The 19,094-nt window shown below is 55.2% G+C and carries 14 protein-coding genes; 8 read left to right on the top strand and 6 right to left on the bottom strand.

Annotated elements, in window-relative coordinates:
- Window positions 1-20: 20 nt before the first annotated feature.
- The 3 genes from ACY1JZ_RS03910 to ACY1JZ_RS03900 all read left to right on the top strand — a co-directional run bounded on the left by ACY1JZ_RS03910 (window position 21) and on the right by ACY1JZ_RS03900 (window position 5,733).
- Window positions 21-3,551, top strand: coding sequence for a DUF4132 domain-containing protein (locus ACY1JZ_RS03910; protein WP_462628154.1), 3,531 nt, complete (start codon window positions 21-23; stop codon window positions 3,549-3,551).
- A gap of 86 nt (window positions 3,552-3,637) precedes the next feature.
- Window positions 3,638-5,416: a hypothetical protein gene (locus ACY1JZ_RS03905; RefSeq protein ID WP_462628153.1), complete on the top strand. Its 1,779-nt coding sequence runs from the start codon at window positions 3,638-3,640 to the stop codon at window positions 5,414-5,416.
- 47 nt (window positions 5,417-5,463) lie between these two features.
- On the top strand, window positions 5,464-5,733 hold the full coding sequence (locus tag ACY1JZ_RS03900; protein ID WP_462628152.1) for a hypothetical protein: 270 nt from the start codon (window positions 5,464-5,466) through the stop codon (window positions 5,731-5,733).
- A gap of 144 nt (window positions 5,734-5,877) precedes the next feature.
- Here the strand turns inward: ACY1JZ_RS03900 and ACY1JZ_RS03895 are convergent, their stop codons facing one another.
- The 6 genes from ACY1JZ_RS03895 to ACY1JZ_RS03870 all read right to left on the bottom strand — a co-directional run bounded on the left by ACY1JZ_RS03895 (window position 5,878) and on the right by ACY1JZ_RS03870 (window position 14,043).
- Window positions 5,878-6,915 (bottom strand): hypothetical protein, encoded by a 1,038-nt coding sequence (locus tag ACY1JZ_RS03895; protein WP_462628151.1) that lies wholly within the window; start codon window positions 6,913-6,915, stop codon window positions 5,878-5,880.
- Window positions 6,916-6,928: 13 nt separating this feature from the next.
- Window positions 6,929-7,423 carry a pyridoxamine 5'-phosphate oxidase family protein gene (locus ACY1JZ_RS03890; protein ID WP_462628150.1) on the bottom strand — a complete coding sequence of 165 codons (495 nt, stop codon included), beginning with the start codon at window positions 7,421-7,423 and terminating at the stop codon, window positions 6,929-6,931.
- A gap of 17 nt (window positions 7,424-7,440) precedes the next feature.
- Window positions 7,441-7,902: a MarR family winged helix-turn-helix transcriptional regulator gene (locus ACY1JZ_RS03885; RefSeq protein ID WP_270170941.1), complete on the bottom strand. Its 462-nt coding sequence runs from the start codon at window positions 7,900-7,902 to the stop codon at window positions 7,441-7,443.
- Between the two features lie 347 nt (window positions 7,903-8,249).
- Window positions 8,250-9,155: an oxygen-dependent tRNA uridine(34) hydroxylase TrhO gene (gene trhO / locus ACY1JZ_RS03880; protein ID WP_462628149.1), complete on the bottom strand. Its 906-nt coding sequence runs from the start codon at window positions 9,153-9,155 to the stop codon at window positions 8,250-8,252.
- A gap of 216 nt (window positions 9,156-9,371) precedes the next feature.
- A complete protein-coding gene (locus ACY1JZ_RS03875; RefSeq protein WP_462628148.1) occupies window positions 9,372-13,211 on the bottom strand; it encodes an endo-1,4-beta-xylanase in 3,840 nt (1,279 codons plus the stop codon).
- A gap of 220 nt (window positions 13,212-13,431) precedes the next feature.
- Complete coding sequence (locus tag ACY1JZ_RS03870; RefSeq protein ID WP_462628147.1) at window positions 13,432-14,043, bottom strand: TVP38/TMEM64 family protein; 612 nt, start codon at window positions 14,041-14,043, stop codon at window positions 13,432-13,434.
- Between the two features lie 273 nt (window positions 14,044-14,316).
- Between ACY1JZ_RS03870 and ACY1JZ_RS03865 the strand changes: the two genes are divergently transcribed.
- Genes ACY1JZ_RS03865 through ACY1JZ_RS03845 form a run of 5 tightly spaced genes read left to right on the top strand, consistent with a single transcriptional unit; the run spans window position 14,317 to window position 19,031 of the window.
- On the top strand, window positions 14,317-14,901 hold the full coding sequence (locus ACY1JZ_RS03865) for a GNAT family N-acetyltransferase (RefSeq protein WP_462628146.1): 585 nt from the start codon (window positions 14,317-14,319) through the stop codon (window positions 14,899-14,901).
- Between the two features lie 21 nt (window positions 14,902-14,922).
- Window positions 14,923-15,639, top strand: coding sequence for an HAD family hydrolase (locus tag ACY1JZ_RS03860; RefSeq protein ID WP_462628145.1), 717 nt, complete (start codon window positions 14,923-14,925; stop codon window positions 15,637-15,639).
- 50 nt (window positions 15,640-15,689) lie between these two features.
- A complete protein-coding gene (locus ACY1JZ_RS03855) occupies window positions 15,690-16,652 on the top strand; it encodes an AAA family ATPase (RefSeq protein ID WP_462628144.1) in 963 nt (320 codons plus the stop codon).
- Between the two features lie 8 nt (window positions 16,653-16,660).
- Entirely contained in the window at window positions 16,661-17,767 is a 1,107-nt protein-coding gene (locus ACY1JZ_RS03850; protein ID WP_462628143.1) for a DUF58 domain-containing protein, read from the top strand.
- On the top strand, window positions 17,745-19,031 hold the full coding sequence (locus ACY1JZ_RS03845; protein ID WP_462628142.1) for a DUF4129 domain-containing protein: 1,287 nt from the start codon (window positions 17,745-17,747) through the stop codon (window positions 19,029-19,031). Before ACY1JZ_RS03850 ends, ACY1JZ_RS03845 begins: the two co-directional genes overlap by 23 nt.
- Window positions 19,032-19,094: the final 63 nt, after the last annotated feature.

Genomic DNA, 19,094 nt, shown 5'->3' with positions numbered 1-19,094 from the left:
TACTTTGAGGAGGAAGCATAATGTTAATGGAAGACCGTACCCTGGAAATGCTGGTTGAGCGGTTCGCGGAGGCCTGCGCTGCAGAATATTCCGTCACAGAGGATCGTTCGCGGCAGATTGCGGATTATGTTGCAGGCAAGACGGAGGACTTTCCCGACCTGCTGGAGCAATCCAATTATTATTCCTATCGCACAATGGGGGCTCTCGAAAAGCTCTCGAAAAAGGATGACAGCGACATTTTATTTCGGGCTGCTGCGATCGTGCTGCGGACAGGCACGGAAAGCAACCGATACTACTGGAACCTGCGCGCGTTCCCGATTGTACTGGGCAAGGAAGCGGAGCCTCTGGGTCTGAGCGGTGACAGCAAGCTTGGCAGTCAACGGCTTGAGGCCATCCTGCTGCGTCTGCGCAAGCTGATCCGCTATGCAGGTATAGAGCCTGTCGTATTGGAGATTCGTTCGACCTTGCGAAGCTGTGGATTCGGAACGAAAAACCTCGGCGGAGTAGGGGAAGTATATAGTCTGCTGCTCCATCTCGCGCTGCTCCGTGAACTGGATGAGGATGTGGCGAAACAGGAAAGCAAATCATTGCCGGAGCTGCTGAGAGCCTTGCTGGAGCAGGATGCAGCCCGTCTGGAGCAGGAGCTCCGCAGGCTGATTGAGCCGATGCTGCGCTACAACTTGCCGCATAAGGATAATATCTCTGCGCTCGATCTGAATGCGAGCATTCTGCAATCTCGCAGGGAGAGGGCGATTGCGGATTATATGTCCGGGAAGCAAGGGGAGTGTGAGCAGCCAACTCGCGACCAGTTTAATGAAGCGATGCTGACGATTCACAGCGCGTTGTTCTTTGTCATGAATATGGCGGGCGGCTCGTCGCGGCTGCTTCAGGAGCCTGGTGTTATCGGCTCGCTATTATTGCGTGCAGTACGTACCCTGCATGAGGTCTATCCCCTGGAGGTGAGGGCGTACCTGTTAACGCTGGAACGCTCGGCCACCGGGAATGACAAGGCTCTGACGGGCGTGGTGCCGCTGGATGAACCATTTGGTCTGATCGAACGGCTTCTGCAAGAATTAAACAGCTATTATGTTTCCTGGGGGGTACTGCGGGCAGCGATTGCTTCTGAGCCGGAGCAGTCGATGCGAGCATACGAGCTGGTGAGCCATCCGTTCTTGCGAATGTACCTTCGCAAGGAGCTTGACGATATGCAGATCGAAATGCCCGAGGGTACGCCGACGGTGGAGGAGCTGGTCTATGAGCTGCTAAGGGATAAGCGTCATGGAGCCAAGTATGGCTTGTTCTGGGCGCGTTATCTGCAAGGGGAGATGACAGCCGAAGAATATCTGCAAGATAACAATAACAAGCATCTGTTCTATGAACGGCATCAGGATCGGAAGCGTCCCTTCCTGTTCATCGCGACGTCCTTCCTCTCTATCGACTCGGAACCGTATCGCAGGCTGGCCATCATCTTGCCTAAGCTGCAGGAGCTGGCTGCCCAGGCCTTTGCTTTGTTATACAAGGGCGATCAGTTTAGCGCAACGCGCATGCTGGAGCGATATGGCGATGACCCGGAGGTTGATCGTGACCGCTTGCTTGGCATGCTGTTCCGGCTACATGGACAGCAGGGATACACGAGCGGCCCGATGTCGGATGAGGAATTCCGCGGCCTTGTGAAAGGGTATGTGTCCGAAGCAATTAGCTGCTATAAGGAGCTGTCCGTCGACTCGCGCTTACTCTTGCTGGAGACGGTGTTTCAAGCAAGGGAGGAGATAGCGACCGACCTGCTGGTGGAGATCGTGCGCCAGGGCTTGGCTGACAGCTCCAAGAAAGCGAAGCAACTGGCAGCAGCCGAGCTGGGCGCGGCAGCGAGTCATCATCCGCGGCTATATGTTGAGCTTTATCGGAGGGAGAAAAAGGCCGGGGTAAGGGAGCTGGTGCTCCATGTCATCCGCAAGCTGCCGGACAGCAAGAGCTTGTATACCGAGCTTCTGTCCACCGAGAAGTCGGAGGAGTTCAGGGCGATGATCCAGACGCTACTGGACACCGCTGACAGCAGCCCTGCACAGGCACATGCGGCTATAGCAGACGTGACGGATGGCAAGAAGCTGGCGCGCATAGGGTGGCTGTCTCTTGATGATCTGCCAGACCTGCTGGATGTCAACGGTGAGGCGCTTGACCCTCGTATCAAGAAATATGTGCTGACGCAAGCTATGGAGCATACGACAGCACCGAATGAGCAGTTGCTGGAGCTCAGGCAGTATGCGAGCAGTAATTCGCTAGCCCGCTTTGCCGTGGAGCTGGTACAGCTCTGGCTCAGCCACGATGCTCCGGCAAAGGAGAAGTGGGTGCTCTATATCGGCGCATTGTTCGGTGATCGCAGCTTGTCTGATCTGCTGGGCGCGCAGATTAAATACTGGGCGGACAACAGCCGTGGGGCAATCGCAGCCGAGGCGGTCAGGGCGCTAGCCTATCTGCAGGAGCCGGCAGCGCTCCTGGCTATCGACAAGATCAAGCGCACAGTCAAGAACAAGCAGGTCAAAGGCGCAGCCGAGGAAGCGCTGCTGCAGGCTGCGGAAGCGCAAGGGTTGACGACAGAGCAGTTGGAGGATCGACTGATCACCTCGCTTGGCTTCGATAGCCGTGGCGTGCAGACGCTGAGCTATGGGGAGCGTTCCTTTCAGGTCAAGGTGAGTCGTGATCTGCAGGTTGTCATCGTGAACGAGGAGACCGGTAAGACGATGAAGAGTCTGCCGGCACCCGGGGCGAAGGATGATGCCGAGCTGGCTGCCCAATCGAAGTCAAGACTGACACAATTGAAGAAGGATTTGAAGGCGATGGCCGCCCTGCAGGCGCAGCGGCTGGAGGAGTCGCTGTCCAAGCAACGGCTGTGGAGCTCTGAAGAATGGACGGAGCTGTTCGTGCGCAATATGATTATGCAGCAATTTGCGGTCGGTCTGATCTGGGGCGTCTATGAAGGCGGCAAGCCGACAGATACGTTCCGTTATATGGAGGATGGCTCATTTAACACGGTAGATGAGGATGAGTACGAGCTGGCGGATGGGGTAATGATTGGTCTTGTACATCCGCTGGAGCTGGACAAGCAGACGCTGGAGGCATGGAAATCGCAGTTGGAGGATTATGAGATCAAGCAGCCGTTCGAGCAGTTGAACCGCATGATATACCTGGTGGGAGAGGAGGAGCAGGAGGCGAAGGAGTACAAGCAACTGCCCGGGGAGGACTTCTCCCCGACAGCATTTCCTAAGGCGCTGGAGAAGTATGGCTGGTACAAAGGTATGGCTCAGGATGCAGGGACTTATTATGAGCTGTACAAGGATTATGGTGAGCTGATTGCAGAGCTGAGGATTAGCGGGACGAGCATTAGCTATTATGAAGGAATTGAGGATATTACACTGGAATCTGTGCACTTCTACCCGAATCGTCATAATAAATACCATTACTATGATCCAAGCCAAGCTATCGCCTTCAATCGAATTCCTGGCCGAGTATTCAGTGAGACTGTCTATGATATTATGCGCGCGGCGGGACGCTAAGGAAGGGAGTAGTTCTGCCCAATCAGTTAGCTGTGAACAGGGACTGGGACGCAGTGCGACCAGATCAAGAAGGGGGCGGCACGAGGATGCCAGACGACACATTCCGGCAGCAATTTCAGCAGTTCATTGTGATGTGTACAGAGGACTACTTGATCCGCTACGGGAACAAGGGGCTGTACAAGCGTGCCTGCAAGGAGCTGGAGCAGGGGATCACGGTTATGTACGAGCATGGAGAGCAGGCTGTTTCCTGTATATTGAGCGAAGGAACAACCTGCAGTCTTAGCCTCTCGCCTGAGCATTGGAAGTGCTCTTGCCCGGCGGATACGCTATGCAAGCATGTACTGATTGCAATCTTGTATTACCAGCGGCACTGTATTGCGATAGCGGAGCCAGAGGCGGCGGACGCTGCGGACGCTGTGCTGGCCAATACCGAACAGACTGCCCAGGCGCTGCGGGAGCCTGCGGAGGGGTATCGCGTGGCTGAGACTCGTCCGCCTCATGCCGCTCCTGCTGCTCATAACACGGAGAGACGTTTCGCGTGGCTGCTCACCACCGAGCTGGGTCTGCTGCTGCGACCCTTTACAGCCACGGTTATCGAGGAAGTATGGTTCCGGCTGCGCTATCCGATGGAGATTGAAGTGAAGCATGATACGTTGTTGACGGTGCATCTGACCGATCATGCTGCTGAGGTGTCGTTCACGGCCGAGCCAGACCCCTCCAAGGCGTTATGCAGCGTGAAGCAGAGGGAGGGGGAGCTGCTCCGGCTGGAGGCGCTGCTGCGCTACCGGGCTGCTGTGGGGCTGGATGACCAGGCGGCGCTCGCGGAGGAGGCTAGCGCCATTCGCTATTCCCGGAGCGCCGTCACGGAATGCCGCCTGCTGCTGCTGGATATGCTGCGCAGTGGTCTGGCAAGGCTTCCACGTTCCTTTGCCGCCCGGTTGGAGACGATGGCTGTTGCGGCGCATAGTGGCAATCTCCCTGAGGTGGAACGCAGCCTCCGCGCTATCCACGGCGAGCTGCAGCTATTCTGGGAACGGCATGTCCGCTTCTCGTTAGCCGCGCTGCTTGGACGCATCACACGTCTGCTGCTGCGTCTGGAGCTGTTGCAGCAGCAACTGCCGGCAGTTCGCCTTGCTGAGCTGGCAGGGCAGTTCCGCTCCAAATATTACACCGTTCCTAAGCTGAAACTGTATAGCCTGGGCGCGGAGCCGTGGGAGACACTGTCGGGATACCGTGGCATCACGTACTATTTATACTGTTCGTTGGATAGACGGATCTATACCTATAGTGATGTCCGCCCTGTATACTATGAGGATCAGACATTTACATATCATACGCAATATGCGGCTGCCTCTCCATGGCTGCCCGAGCTTGCAATAAGGCATTTTGCCGCCTCTGAATTGCAATTTGAGCAGGTGAAGGTAAATGAGGAGGGGCGCATCTCCTCTGGAGAGGGCGCGAGGTTGAGTGTGCTACCCCGAACAAAAGTGGAAGTAGCTGATCTGGCTGGCTGCCTCAGCGTCTGCCACGAAGAAACAACCGGGTTCGAGCCGGATTATACCCTGTTCACTGAGCCGCGCCCGCAGTTCAAGCTGTTGAAGCTTAACCAGCTAGAGAAGCCTGTCTATGACAAGCCGAGTGAATCGCTCGTCATCGCGGCTTGCAGGGAGGATGGCAGCCGTGTGGAGATGAAGCTGCCCTATGCGACGGAGTGGAAGCAAGCGATTCAAAGAATGGAGCGCGGATTCGGGTTCAAGGTGGAGCAGCCGGTGTATGCTTTTGTTCAGATGGAACGGAATAAAGGCATGAGGCCGATTAGCCTGCTGCAGGGGCGCAAGGTGTTGAATCTTAAATTGGATATGTGAGGAGTCTTATGGAAAATTATAATCTACAGCTACAAGGGGACGATAGCATGGAGCCCATCACATGGCTGATGCAGCAGACTTCGGCCTGGGCAGAGGAGTGGCTATTGCGTGGCATGTATCAGCTCAAGCTGGACGATCTGAATCCGTTGGAACAACTCGCTGAGCAGGCGGCACGGCTGCAGCTTGGCCTCATGTCGGAGCTGCTTGCCCAGCTTGGACATGAGGCGCGCCAGGTTGTGCTAGGCGGCGGGGAAGAAGAGAAGATGATGATGAGCTATGCCCGGCTTGTACAATATGTCGAGCTGGCGGCGCGCTGAGCCTGTATGCTAGTCATGCCTGCCTAGCAAAAGGGAGCGGCGCTCTGCGATCTTTAGGCGGCTGGCTTCTGCTATCTGGCATGCCTTCGGTGATTAATTCATAGCGTCCACTGGAGGCATGCCAACCGCGACTCAGCCGCCAAGCTACAGCCGTCGTGTTGTCTGCATCGACAAACCCCAGCCAAAGGACTCGTAGTTTGTAATCTCTGCACGGATCTCGTGTCGGCCCTCTTGAAGCTGCAGGACAACAGCAGCATGATCAGGACGTATGCGTCCGTCGCTGACTGGGGGAGCCCATAGCCATTTTCCAGTATATACCTCCTCGCCGTTGATCCATAGACGTAGATGGTCGCTATAACCAAAGCTTGCACTATACTCTCCCGAGCTATCCACTACCAGTTCGGCAGCTACCCGTATGGCACTGCCAGGCGTCGCCCGAAACAGACGGTTCAGATTTAATGTTCCGTTCTCCTCGATAACTGCCGAATGCCATTCAAGCTGCGTATCCATAGGTTCAGTGCCAGCAGGAAAGGGACAGGACACTTGCCAATTGGCAATGAAGCTAGCGTTGTTGGCGTCTATTGCGCCTGATGCTAATGAAGACGCAGTATGGCTCGCCTCAGAAGCATCTGAAGCAGTGGATGAGACAGGCAGCTCGTGTACAGACAGATTGCGGACATAGGCGGGGAGGTAGCTCCATACACCTACACGTCGTCCCGCTCCTCCGTGCTGCAGGTTATGGATGACAAGCCTCGGCTCAGATTCGTCATTCAGATAGACAGCGGCTGTTCGACCGTGTACCTCCACCGCAAGTTCCACCCATTCCCCAGATGGAAGCGACAGTGGATGCTGATAGGCTGATCCGTTATAAATCTGCCAGGTCATGGAGCCGTTCATGATCGGATCATACTGAATTTCCTCCGGTGCAAGATAGATTAATTCATAATTATCCTTATCCATCCCTCCGAAAACGAGACCGATGAAGCCGACTTGCTCAGGAATGGCCACCTCAGCTTTGATGCGGAAGCGGTCACACGGGAGCTCCTGCTGGTGCATGATCGGTTTTCCGTCCATATTCAGATATAAAGCCCGCTTACCTCGCCACTCTCCTGTTCTATATTCCTGCTCTGCTCCGTCAAAAGCATCCAGCTTATCCCATAAAGGCCAGTGTTGCATGATCATTCGGTTCATCCTCCTACAGTGTAAAATTGACGTTTTGCAATCCCTGATAGTAGTTCCCAGAGAATGCTGTAAACCGCAATAAGGTATACTCCGGGTCAGTGACACCCAGCGGGTAGTATGCCTCCCAGCCATCCACCCACAGCGCCTGCTTCATGTCCATATCGTGTACGAGCTCCATTCGCCCCGTCAGCAGCAGCCCGGCCATTCGGCCTGGATCGACAACATATAGAGAGGCCTTGTCATTGTACTTGAAGCAGAACGTGCGCTTGGAAGAAGCGTGTGTACTGAACCAGACATGCTTGATGCCCTCGGCTCTGCGCTTGAACATAGCCTTCATCTGTGGATAGCCATTCGGATCGAGTGAGCCCACAATGACTGTCTCCGAGTCAGCGATAAGTTGAAGCGCTCCCGCCATAGCTTGTGTCTCCGACAATGGAACAAGCCCATGGCGCCTAATTTCCCGTGCTCCCTGCAAGCCATGCGCGCTGGCCGTGGCTTCATGATTCATCTTGATTCCTCCTCACCCTATTCTTGCGAATCGCCATGCCCATCAGTATGTTCGGCACGGCTAAGATTGAGGTAGATTCGGTCAAGATATGCCTCGAACTGATCGATCTCTTGATCGTCGAAGCCCTCATAATACAATCGTGCCATCTCCGAGGACACCTCCTCGTAGGAGGCTTTCATTCGTCGATTTTCCTCTGTGAGTCGAATGATCACCTTGCGTCGGTCTCCTCGATCATGCTCGCGCATCAAATGACCAGCTTGCTCCAGATTGTCGAGCATACGGGTCAAGGTTGACTTGCCAAGCGCAGTGCGTCGAGACAGCTCCTGAATCGGGATTCTGTCTTGCTGCCATAGCGCAAACAATAGCCTGCCCTGTGCCGGATTGATCTCTGTAATATCATATTCCTTCAACTTGCGGGCAAAGATTCGCCCGGACAACTGATGAATCTTGGAAATGAGAAAGCCTCCCTGTCGCAGCATGAAAATGACGCTCCTTTCCTGTAGCTGATGATCATATTGCCTGCAATCGAGCCATGCTGGCATTCTGGCCAGCCATAGAATTTTGATGCAATCATGAGCAAGCAGCCGCAATGAAATAGTTGTATATATAATAGTTGTATATCGTACTAATTGTCAATGCGAAATTTGTTGCTCTGCTTGGGGACAGATCGATCATACTTCATAATGGAGGGGGAGGAGGGGAATAGACAAAGACAAATCAACCGCCCACCCGCAGCAGCCTGTAAAGGCAGTTCGGGTGGGCGGTTGTCATTGTCGACTATGGGATCAGTTATGGGGTCAGTGCTGCAACAGTCGATTCATTATCTTCAAGTCTGCAATTGGGCAGCATGGTTGGTCTTGCATGCATCCGAGCAATGTCCGCTGTGCTCGGCCTCGCATTCCTCGCAGCAAATATGCTGCAGATGGCAGGGATCATAGGCGCAGTTAATATAGCGATCCTCTGGCTTGCCGCAATGGTGGCATACGCCCACCACAATATCCTCATCCGTGCGGTTGATCGGCACCGAGATGCGTTCATCGAACACATAGCATTTGCCATCGAACAGATGACCTTGTACCTCAGGGTCTTGCCCGTAGGTCACAATCCCGCCATCGAGCTGGTAGACCTCCTTGAAGCCCTCTTGCAGCAGTAAGCCGCTAAGCTTCTCGCAGCGGATGCCGCCTGTGCAATACGTAAGCACGGGCTTGTCCTTCAGCTCGCTCATATGGTCGCGAATCCATTCCGGGAATTCACGGAAGGAGTCGACATCCGGGCGGATGGCGCCGCGGAAATGCCCGATGTCATACTCGTAGCCATTGCGGCCATCGAGCACGATAACATCGTCCCGCTGCAAATAATCGTGGAACTGCTTCGGCGTCAGACGCTGCCCGCCAATGACATTGGGATCAAGCTCAGCATCCTCGTATCGCAGCGTGACGAGCTCCTTTTTGTGACGTACAAACAGCTTCTTGAACACATGCTCCTCGGCCGTGTCGATCTTGAAGATCATATCGGAAAACAAGGGATGGGCGCGCATGTCACTCATGTATTGCTCGGCTTGCTCCGGCGTGCCGGAAAGAGTACCATTAATTCCTTCGCTAGCGATCAGAATGCGACCCTTGACACCAAGCTGCTTGCAGTAAGCCAGATGCTCCTGGGCAAATTGCTCGGCTTGTTCAATACGCACATACTTATAATAAAGCAACACCGTATATGGGGGCTTTCCTGTCATTACATTCACCTTTTCTAAATAAATGATTATAAAAAGTATTGTAACATAATGACGGGAAATGACAACGATAATCTTCCTCCAGAATGAGGAGCAAGGGCGCGGAGACGAAGCGTGGGCGTGGAGCGGGAAAAAAGAGCAGGGCAGCCAGAGCATCAGTGGAAACTGATGGTTCTGGCTGCCCCTTATGCTAACGGTTCAGCTTGTCTCCCAACGGAGTTACACGCGGTTTACTGCGAGGAGGAGATTATAGACCGCTTGCAGCAGCTCCTTGCGCGTGACTTCTGCGCCAGGCTGGAAGGCGCCGCCGCCAGTACCGCGCAGCAGCTCATAGCTTACTGCATCATAGACGGCTTGCGCTGCCCATGGAGAGATGGATGCCGCATCCTTCGTGAACATCTTGCTCAAGGCATCTAGCGACTCAGCATATGCTGTGGCTGGCGATGAGCTAACTGTAAGCCCCATCTTATAGCTGTAGGCACGCACCAATACAGAGGCAAGCTGCTCTCTTGTTAACTGGGAGTCGGTACCGAATTGTCCATTGCTGCCTACCATCAGGCCGGATGCAGAGACGGCTGAGATGGCATCACGCAGGCTCGCATTGGATGGCACATCGCCAAACGGCAAGGAGGCTACAGGAGCAGCCGGCAGCGTCAGAGCTTGTGCGAGCAGCAGAGCCAGCTCGCCGCGGGTAACTAGAGCATCCGGCTCCAGTTGTCCTGTGCTGCTGAGGTTGACCAATCCCCAAGCTGCCATCGTCTTGGCCGCCGGAGCTGCCCAATGCTGATCCTTCAAATCAGGGAAGGAGGGATTGGACTCCAAGAAGGCATAGGTACCCAAGGCAGCAAGCTTGGCAGCGGCAGGGGTAATAGCGGGTGAAGCCGGTTGTACCCGCTTCCATGTCTGTTTCTCGCTATCCCAGCTATAGAGCGCGATCCGCTCCAGGACACGCTCTGCAGGTAGCTGCTGCGTCTGAAGCGCCACCGTCACAGGATCAGCGAGCTCCGTCAGTGGAAGCTGCTCTCCTTTGGAGTTCAGAGCGATCAGTTGGACTGTGACCTGCCCACTTGCAGGGATCAAGCCGTTGTTGCCAACTGCTGCGGAATCTATCGATTTCCAGTCAAGCTGAATCAGGATACGTCCTTGCTCGCCGGCAGCCTTGCCGGCTGGAGCCAGCACCGTTGCCGGGAAGGTCCACTCATAGCCGCCTTGGTGCAGGACGAGAGAGCGGCTGCCCAGCAGCTCCGCAGCATTCGCGGGAAGTACAGCATAGCGCTCATTTTCCTTCAGCTTGATGACGGCGGAACCGGAGCCCTCAAGCTGGCTAGCTGTTACAGCCAATGATTGCTCAGGCAGCGCTGGCTGAGAGGACGGAACGCTAACAGTGGAAGCGCTCGGATAATAAGGGGCTGGCTGTTGCGGTTCAGCGGATACGAGCTGAAGCGTGCCGAAGCCTGAAGTATTCTGATACGAATTGCCAGTCGGGTCCGTCCAGTTGACCACGCCACTTCGAGCGCCTGTCCCGGTTGAATCATCATTGACCTGCGCATCAAATCCGAGATACGTTCCTGGAGCTGCGCGCAGCGTGTCCAGTGCGATTGCCGCTTCGACCCTGTAGCCGTCCGAAGTCAGGGTGGTAGCAGATTTCAGCGTTGCGGCAGATGCACTACCGCCGAAGCTTTGCTGATTGTCATAATTAATGCGGTACTGTCCATCATCCTGCTGGTAGATGGTTGTCTTCGCATTGTTGCGGTCGATAAACAATTCAATGGAGTCCTGCTCCCATACATTTGCACTTGCTTTGCTGAGCTTGCTGTCCTTAACGTCGGCCAGCACATACAGATGGCCTTCATCCCATAAGAGACGTACCTTGGCTGTAGCTCCAGAGCTGCCTATTACCCATGTGTCTGTTGTAACGGAGGTCGCAGCATTCCAGATTGCATCAACCTGACCATCAATTACTGGCGTACCTTTCGTCACTTGAGTCAGCTTGGCAGCATGCTCGAGCTTGAGCTTGCCAAGCTGATCGGGCTGCTGCTCTTGTTTGTGGTAAGGGTTATTCCAGGAGAGCGACTGCTCGCGGCTTGCGCTCGTCACACGAACATCGAACGTTAGCTGTCCGCCTATTGCCGGATTGGCAAGCTCATGCGGCACTGCCGCCTGCAGGGTATAGCCGCCGCTGCGCGGAGTCCGTACAGAGTCGGCCGCTTGCGATTCATCAGCAGTGGCTGGGAACGTGTATTGCTTGCCGCCGACAAACAGGTCAATCCGGTCACCTTCTCCGGCCTTCGTGTCGGAGACATCCACATGCACGTACAGCTTCGTATTGTCCCACAGCAGCTTGACGTCTGCTCCGTACTCATCTGTGCTGCCAGACAAGGAGAGGGCGCCGGTTCCATTCCATAGCGTTGACGGTGTTGGCTGCAAGCTCACTGTGCCCTGGCGTACACCTGCTTCCTTGGCCTGGTAAGGCACGCGGGAAGGATCGATCAGCGCCCAGTAAGCATATTTGGGCTGCAGCTCTCTGTCAAAGAGCAGAGCAGGGTTCGGGCGTACTGTAGGGTAAGTGTTCAGCCATGTTCTGCTGTCATCTGTACCCCATACGGTTACATTGCTGATCTTGTCGCCCAGCTCCCGGAACAGCTCGAACAGCTCCTTGTAGCGGTAAGCCTGAACGATGAGGATGTCTTGCGGTACAGTCTCATAAACATCCCGGTCATTCGTGTAGACACTGACATCCAGCTCGGTAATCTGGTTATCGAGCCCAAGGGATGCAAATTTCTCAATGGATGCCCGAATCGAGTCGAGTGAAGGATGGACGATATTGACATGCGTCTGATGTCCGACTCCATCGATCGGCACCCCCTTATCCAGCATGGATTTCACCAGATTGTAGAGATGATCTCGCTTGGCAGGTTGATCTGTGTTGTAATCATTGATATACAGCCGAGCCTTATCACCCGCAGCCTTGCGGGTTTCGCGGAACGCGGTCTCGATAAAGTCGGTTCCGGTCAGTCGGTACCATTCGCTGCGGCGCATGCCATCTGGCTGCCCAGGGTCGATAACCTCATTGACGACATCCCAGTCGGTAATGTCATCCTTGTAGCGTTCAACAACCGCGTGAATATAATTAGTCAGGCGCTCCAGCACCAGCTTCTTGTTCTCCGGGGTCGCCGCCAGGGGATTATTGTTCGAATCTTTGAACATCCATTCAGCCGCCTGTGAATGCCAAGCCAGCGTGTGGAAGCGAACGTCCATATTGTTCTTCTTGGCAAAAGCAATGAGCTTATCTGCAGGCTCCCAGTTCCACTTGCCCTCCGACGGCGACAAGGAGCCAGGCTTCATCGAGTTTTCAGCGACAATGGAGTTGAAATGTTTCTTCACCAGCTCTCCGTAAGCGCCTTCAGTTTGTAACGCCTCAATCGCTACGCCGAACGTGAACAGGTCCTTGTATGTACCGGCAAGCGATGGAACTTCTGTATCATTGACGGCCTTCAGCTCGACATCATCCACGTAGAAGGAAGCAAGCCCTTGATCGGACTCGACATAGAGGGATAGCGCATCTGCTTCATTCGTCAGCTCATAATTGCCTGACAGCTTCACCCACGAGCCAGCGGTTACGAGTGTATTAGGTGCAATCGTATCATAATTGGTTTCCTCTGCGAGGGTGCGCTGCAAGCTGATACGGAGCGAGGTATCAGGCTGCTCCGCTCCCAGTCTCACCCATGCGCTGACAGAATAGAGGGTCTTCGGCTGCAGCTTGCCTTTAACGTCCAGTGACGGCCCGCTATAGTTTTCTGTTCTCCCCTCGGTATACAGGCTGTAGTTCCCCGCATGCGCCAGAGCATCGCTAGCCGCTACCGTCTCCTTGCCAATGCGGGACGCCCATCCTTGGGTGGTGCCGTCTTCAAAATCATACACATAGGCTGTCTTAGCCTCTGCGGCCACTGCTGCCGTCTCGGATTCTGTAGCCTCTCCAAATGCGGAGAACGCTAGCGACGACCCGATCAGGCTGAGCGCCAAGAATGAAAGGCTCATCTTTTTTACTAGCTTCAGCACAATAGGCATCTCCTTTTATCCCTTTATTTTTCAGTTCTGTTGTTGTGGTATGGGCTTGTCTGCTATCGCCCAGTCCAGGTCTCCAGGCGCAGCCTCCTCCTTCCTCAAGTTTTAAAGCGCTTCCAATCACTTCGTCTATTATCTTACTGAACAGAAAATCAACCCACAATTGATAAATTATAGGTCATGCTTAGAAAATCTTATATGTTATTCAATTCAATCAAGAACGGCTACGCCAAATCCGATATACTGCATAGCCAGTAACACACATTAGTACGTAGAGGATAAGGATCAGCAACGCTTGTCTCCAATTCTCCGCCAATTGTGAGCCCAGATAGGAGAAGAACAGCAAGGCAGGCAGCTTGCCAAGCGACGAAGCGACGATGTAAGTAGATAACCGGATGGACAGCAGAGCCGGATAAATATTGACTAGCGCCTGCGGCAGAAAGGGAATCAGTCTTGCTGTAAATATCGTCAGAAAGGGACGGCGCTCCATTAATTGTCCTAACTGCTCTGCATGTCGAAAACGGCTGATGTATGCGCGTCCCGCATCCCTGTAGAATCGGCTGACAAACAGGAAGACGATCGCGGAGGCGAGCGAGACCGCCGTCCAACTAACCATTGCGCCTGTCAACGGCCCGTACTTGAAGCCGAGCGCCCCGATGACGAGCTTGTAGGGGAGCACAGGAAATAGTGCAAGGATGAGTGCAGATGTTGCGACTAGCGGCAGCGGAGCATCTCCATGCAGCAGCCAATCGGAGAGCACGTTACGGTTCATATAGATAATCGTAATGAGAAATGCATACGTAGCGGCGGCTTTCCACCATTTCATCGTGAAGCAGCTCCTTTCCTGCGTGCAGGCTTGATTGCAATAAACGGGCGGCGGAGGAAGTCGATCTACCGCACTGTTCCTAGTATAGCATGCCAGGTGCTCGCTTGCTTTACTTGCCATGACCGTCCCTAAGAGCGAGCCTGATCGGGCATATGGCGAAAGTTTCCTGTAAAAGAGCAGGAAGGGTGTGGTAAAATCTGTATACCTGCCATCATAACGATAAGCTAAGAGGATGAGCCGCAAGGATTATCACTCCAAACTGGGGGAACAAGTATGAAGATAGAGGATGTGTTCGCGAAGCTGCCGAGACTGGAAACGGACAGGCTGCTGCTGCGCAAAATCGAGCCCTGGGACGAAGCGGACATGTATGCCTATTGCTCGGACCCGGAGGTAAGCCGCTATACAAGCTGGTCTGCACATCCTGGTATCGATTATACGCGCAGCTTTATTGAGTGGCTGACTGGCAAATACAATGACGGACAGGTCGCCCCATGGGGGATCGTAGAGAAAGCCTCGGGTACATTGATCGGCACGATCGGGTTTGTTCATTGGGAGCCGGCTCATGCCAAGGCCGAGCTGGGCTATGCGCTAAGCCGGGAATATTGGAATCAGGGCATCATGTCGGAGGCGGTACGGCGCATCCTTTCTTTTGGATTCGAGACGATGGGGCTGATTCGAATCGAGGCCCGCTGCCTCCCGGACAATACTGGCTCTTCGCGCGTGATGGAGAAGGTCGGCATGTGCTTCGAGGGGCGGCTGCGCAAGCAGGCGGTTGTCAAGGGAAAGCACGAGGATATGCTGCTCTATTCTGCCATTTTGTTATCCGAACCGACGTCGACAACCATCCACTGGGGATAGAGAGGACAGGGAAGCTAAGCAATGATTAGAGGTATTATTTTTGATATGGACAATACGTTGCTCCAGTCGCGTATAGACTTTGCGGCGATGAAGAACGATCTGCAGCGCCTGCTCGTCGAGCATGACCTCATTGAGGAAGGGCTGCAAGTAGACGAATATACTCCCTCCATGCTGCTACAGCATGCCAGAGAACAGGAGGGGGGACGGCGCATTGAGCCGTTGTTGCTAGAGACGATAACACGTTATGAATATGCAGGCATGAAGGATGTGGGGCTTGAGCCTGGCGCATCGGAGCTGCTGCATAAGCTAAGCGGGAATTATACGCTTGTACTTCTTACGAATAATGCGCAAGCCGCAACGGAACGCGCGCTGCGCGCCACAGCGCTTTACCCGCTGTTCGAGCTGATTATATGCCGCGATCAGGTGAAGGCGCTGAAGCCTGCGCCCGATGGGTATGAGCTGGCCAAATCCCATTTCCCGGAGATCGCGCCGGAGCAGTGGGTTTCCGTAGGTGACGCCTGGATCGACGGGCGGGCTTCGATCGATGCGTCGATTCCGTTTATCGCCTATAAAACCTCGGTAGAGCATATGCGCTCGAAGGGTGTGGAGCCCGTCGCTTCGATCCAGGCGCTATCTGAGCTGATCGCTTGGCTGCGAGATCGACGCACCGATGTCAGCGATGCGTTGGGGGGACACGCAGGTGCTCCAGCCTACAATGCAGAGCTTCAGGACAGTTAGCGCAGGCAGGTTGACTATAATTTCTTCTTCAATATAAAGGAGTGGGACAGATGGAGCTCAAGGCCATCCAATCGATGGCCGACACGATCAAAGCGCGTGTCGGTCAAGTCATTGTCGGCAAAGAGGATGTTGTGGAAAAACTGCTGATCGCATTGATTACCTCTGGCCATATTCTGCTGGAGGATGTGCCAGGTACAGGCAAGACACTCATAGCCAAGGCTGTAGCGAAATCCGTTCAGAGCGGCTTCAAGCGGGTACAATTCACCCCCGATCTGCTGCCTACAGATCTGAGCGGGGTACAATTCTATAATCAGAAGGAGGGCGAATTCGAGTTCAGACCCGGCCCGCTGTTCACCAATATATTGCTCGCCGATGAGATTAATCGCGCGACGCCTCGTACCCAGTCGAGCCTGCTGGAGTGCATGGAGGAGCGTCAAGTAAGTGTAGACGGCGAGACCTACATGCTGGAGCGTCCCTTTCTCGTCATCGCCACCCAGAATCCGGTTGAGCATCAAGGAACGTTCCCGCTGCCCGAAGCGCAGTTGGATCGCTTCTTGTTCAAGATACGAATGGGCTATCCGAGCTTTGAAGAAGGGCTGGCTATACTCAAGCGCTTCCGTCAGGACAATCCGCTCGACAAGCTGGAGCCTGCTGTCCGTGCAGAGGATATTGTTGATGCCCAAAATAGCTATACCCAAGTAACCGTGCATGATGATCTGCTCGTGTATATGCTGGAGCTGATTGAGCGGACGCGCCGCCATCCAGAGCTGGAGGCAGGCATCAGCCCACGGGGCAGCCAGGCGCTGCTGCGTGCGGTACAGGCTAAGGCGGTGCTGGAGGGACGAAGCTATGCCACACCGGATGATGTCAAAGCGATGGTGCTCCCCGTGCTGGCGCATCGGCTGATTCCGGCGGGCTATCGACAGGATCGTCATGCATTCAGCGAGCAGTTGCTGACCGAGCTGCTGCAATCGATCCCGGTGCCGACTGAAGCCCAAGCGGCAGGCGGCTGAGGCAGGCGATGAAGCTTCATTGGGTGATTGTGATGCTGATACTGGTCGGTATGGTGCAGTCGACTATCTACAGGCGCTGGGGGCAGCGCAAGCTAACCTACAGCCGCAGCTTCAGTACGGATCGTTGCTTTGCGGGGGACAGCATCGAGATGGTCGAGCAGATCGCCAATCGAAAGCTGCTGCCGCTGCCATGGCTGAAGGTGGAATCGCTGCTTCATTCAGGTCTGCAATTTCAGCGCCAAGCCAATCTGGACATTAGCAGCGGGCAATTCATGCAGAATCACCGCAGCTTGTTTCATTTGCCACCCTACACCAAGATTACCCGTCGTCATCGCGTCGTCTGCATGCAGCGCGGCGTCTATCGTCTGGATACGGTGTCACTGACTTGTGGCGATCTGCTAGGATTCGCCCAGACCTCTGTCAGGCTGCATGTAGGAGGCGAGCTAAGGGTTCGTCCACGACCACTGCCGATGCATCAGCTCCAGCTTCCTTCGCAGAGCTGGCAGGGTGAGCAGACGGTACAGCGCTGGATGTTGGAGGACCCGTTCCTGACAGCCGGTGTGCGCGACTACCGCAGCGGCGATTCGCTGCGTGCGGTGAACTGGAAGGCTACCGCCAGAACCGGAACGCTGCAGGTGCATAAGCGTGATTATACGGCGGATCATCGGCTGATGATCTTATTGAACGTAGAAGATCATGAGCGGATGTGGAATACGGTTAACGAGCAGGAGAGGGTGGAATGGTCAATCTCCTATGCCGCAGGCGCTGCCGCCTATGCGTCGGGTCAGGGAATGGAGGTTGGATTTGCCGTGAATGCCCCGCTGTACGACCAGCCCAAGCTCCCTGTCCGTATCATGCCGCATGGGGGACAGGGGCAGCTTAACCGGATACTGGACACGATGGCTGGGCTTGTCATCGAGCATGCCCAGCCGTTCTATGAGCTGGTGCAGCAGGAGGCAGACAGCGTGCGCGCGCGGACAGGCTACCTGGTGCTGTCCGCCTTTATGAGCGAGCGAATCGCAGCGCAGTTGGAGCGGCTGCGTCAGTTGGGACATGATGTGAATTGGATTCCCATAGGGAAGGAGGGGCGCAATGTCCAGAATATCTCCGGGTAGGGAGGTGCTGCGGGCTGTAGGAGCAGGGCTGCTGGAGCTGCTGTTATTTGGGCCTGCATTGCTCGTCATTCATGCTTATCTGCTGCTTCAGCCCTCCTGGCCCCTTCTCTACCTGTTGCTGGCTGGCTGCTACGGCGCAGGCTGCTGGGTGAACGGCCACTGGCGGCTTCAACGCATGTATAAGCTGCTACTCTTCACAGTGCCCTGTGGGATGGCAGTCGCCTGGGTCTGCTTCCCCCATCGCCCGCTGAGCCTAGTGGTCGGCGGACTGCTGTGTATGGTGGCTTTATATCGGGGAGCAAGGACGGAGGGGAGCAGCCTTCTGAACCTGGGGGCCTGTCTGAGCGGCATTGCGCTCTACTTTGCCGCCTCGGCTATCTTTGTTCACGTACCGGAGCTGGAGCCTTATGCTCCCGTACTGCTGGGTGCAGGCATCCTGGCGCTGGCGGCTGTGCTGCTTGTCTCCAATCGGCTGATGCTGCAGCGGGAAGCTGCGGCAGGGAGCAGCGAGAGGCCGCCGCGCGGCGTTCGACTGCAGAATCAGCTTCAGCTCGGGCTGCTGCTGCTCACTGCGCTTGCACTTGCATTGCTCCCGCAGCTTGATCGTGCGCTTGCCTGGCTGCGCGAGCAACTGTCTCGCCTGTTGAGCGGACTCAGCACTGGCGAGGCAGAGCCGGAGGAGGCATTGCCTCAGCAGCCAGAGCTGCCTTCGGATCTGATCGAGGAGGGACGGGCACCATCTGCCCTGTTGCAGTTGCTGGAGAGAGTGGCCGGATATATCTTGACTGCCATCATCGCCGCGGTTATGCTGTGGGCGCTCTATCAGATGGTACGTCGTATTCCCGGAATCGGAGCGAGACTACGAGGCTGGCTGGGTCGGTTGATGGTACGCGGTGAGGGTGAACAGCAAGGATATAGTGACGAGATGGAGGCACTGCCGGAACGGGAGCTCCGTCCGCAGGCCAAACGGCGCCGCAGGGATACGGCGGGTCATAGTTGGCGGGAGGATATGAGTGCGCAGGATAAGGTGCGCTATCTGTACGCTGCCTGGCTGCGTAAGCAGCAGGATCGCGGCTATACCCCGCGCAGCCATCTCACGCCGCGAGAGACGGTCGAGGAGCTGGGGGAGCAGCGTCCGCTAGAGCGGGCAAGTGCCGAGCAATTGCTACAGCTCTATGAGCCGGCACGCTATGGAGGAGCCGAACCGGAGGCCGACGCAATCCGTCGTGTGAAGGCCGAGCTTGATCAGCATAAGCGCAAGTAAGCACAAATAAATGCAGCAACCCCAATGCTTCATGAAGGGGCATGGAGCATTGGGGTTGCTTGC

Source organism: Paenibacillus sp. J5 (genome assembly GCF_054955055.1).
The sequence above is the reverse complement of the archived record's forward strand: the minus strand, read 5'-3'. Positions and strand labels throughout refer to the sequence as shown.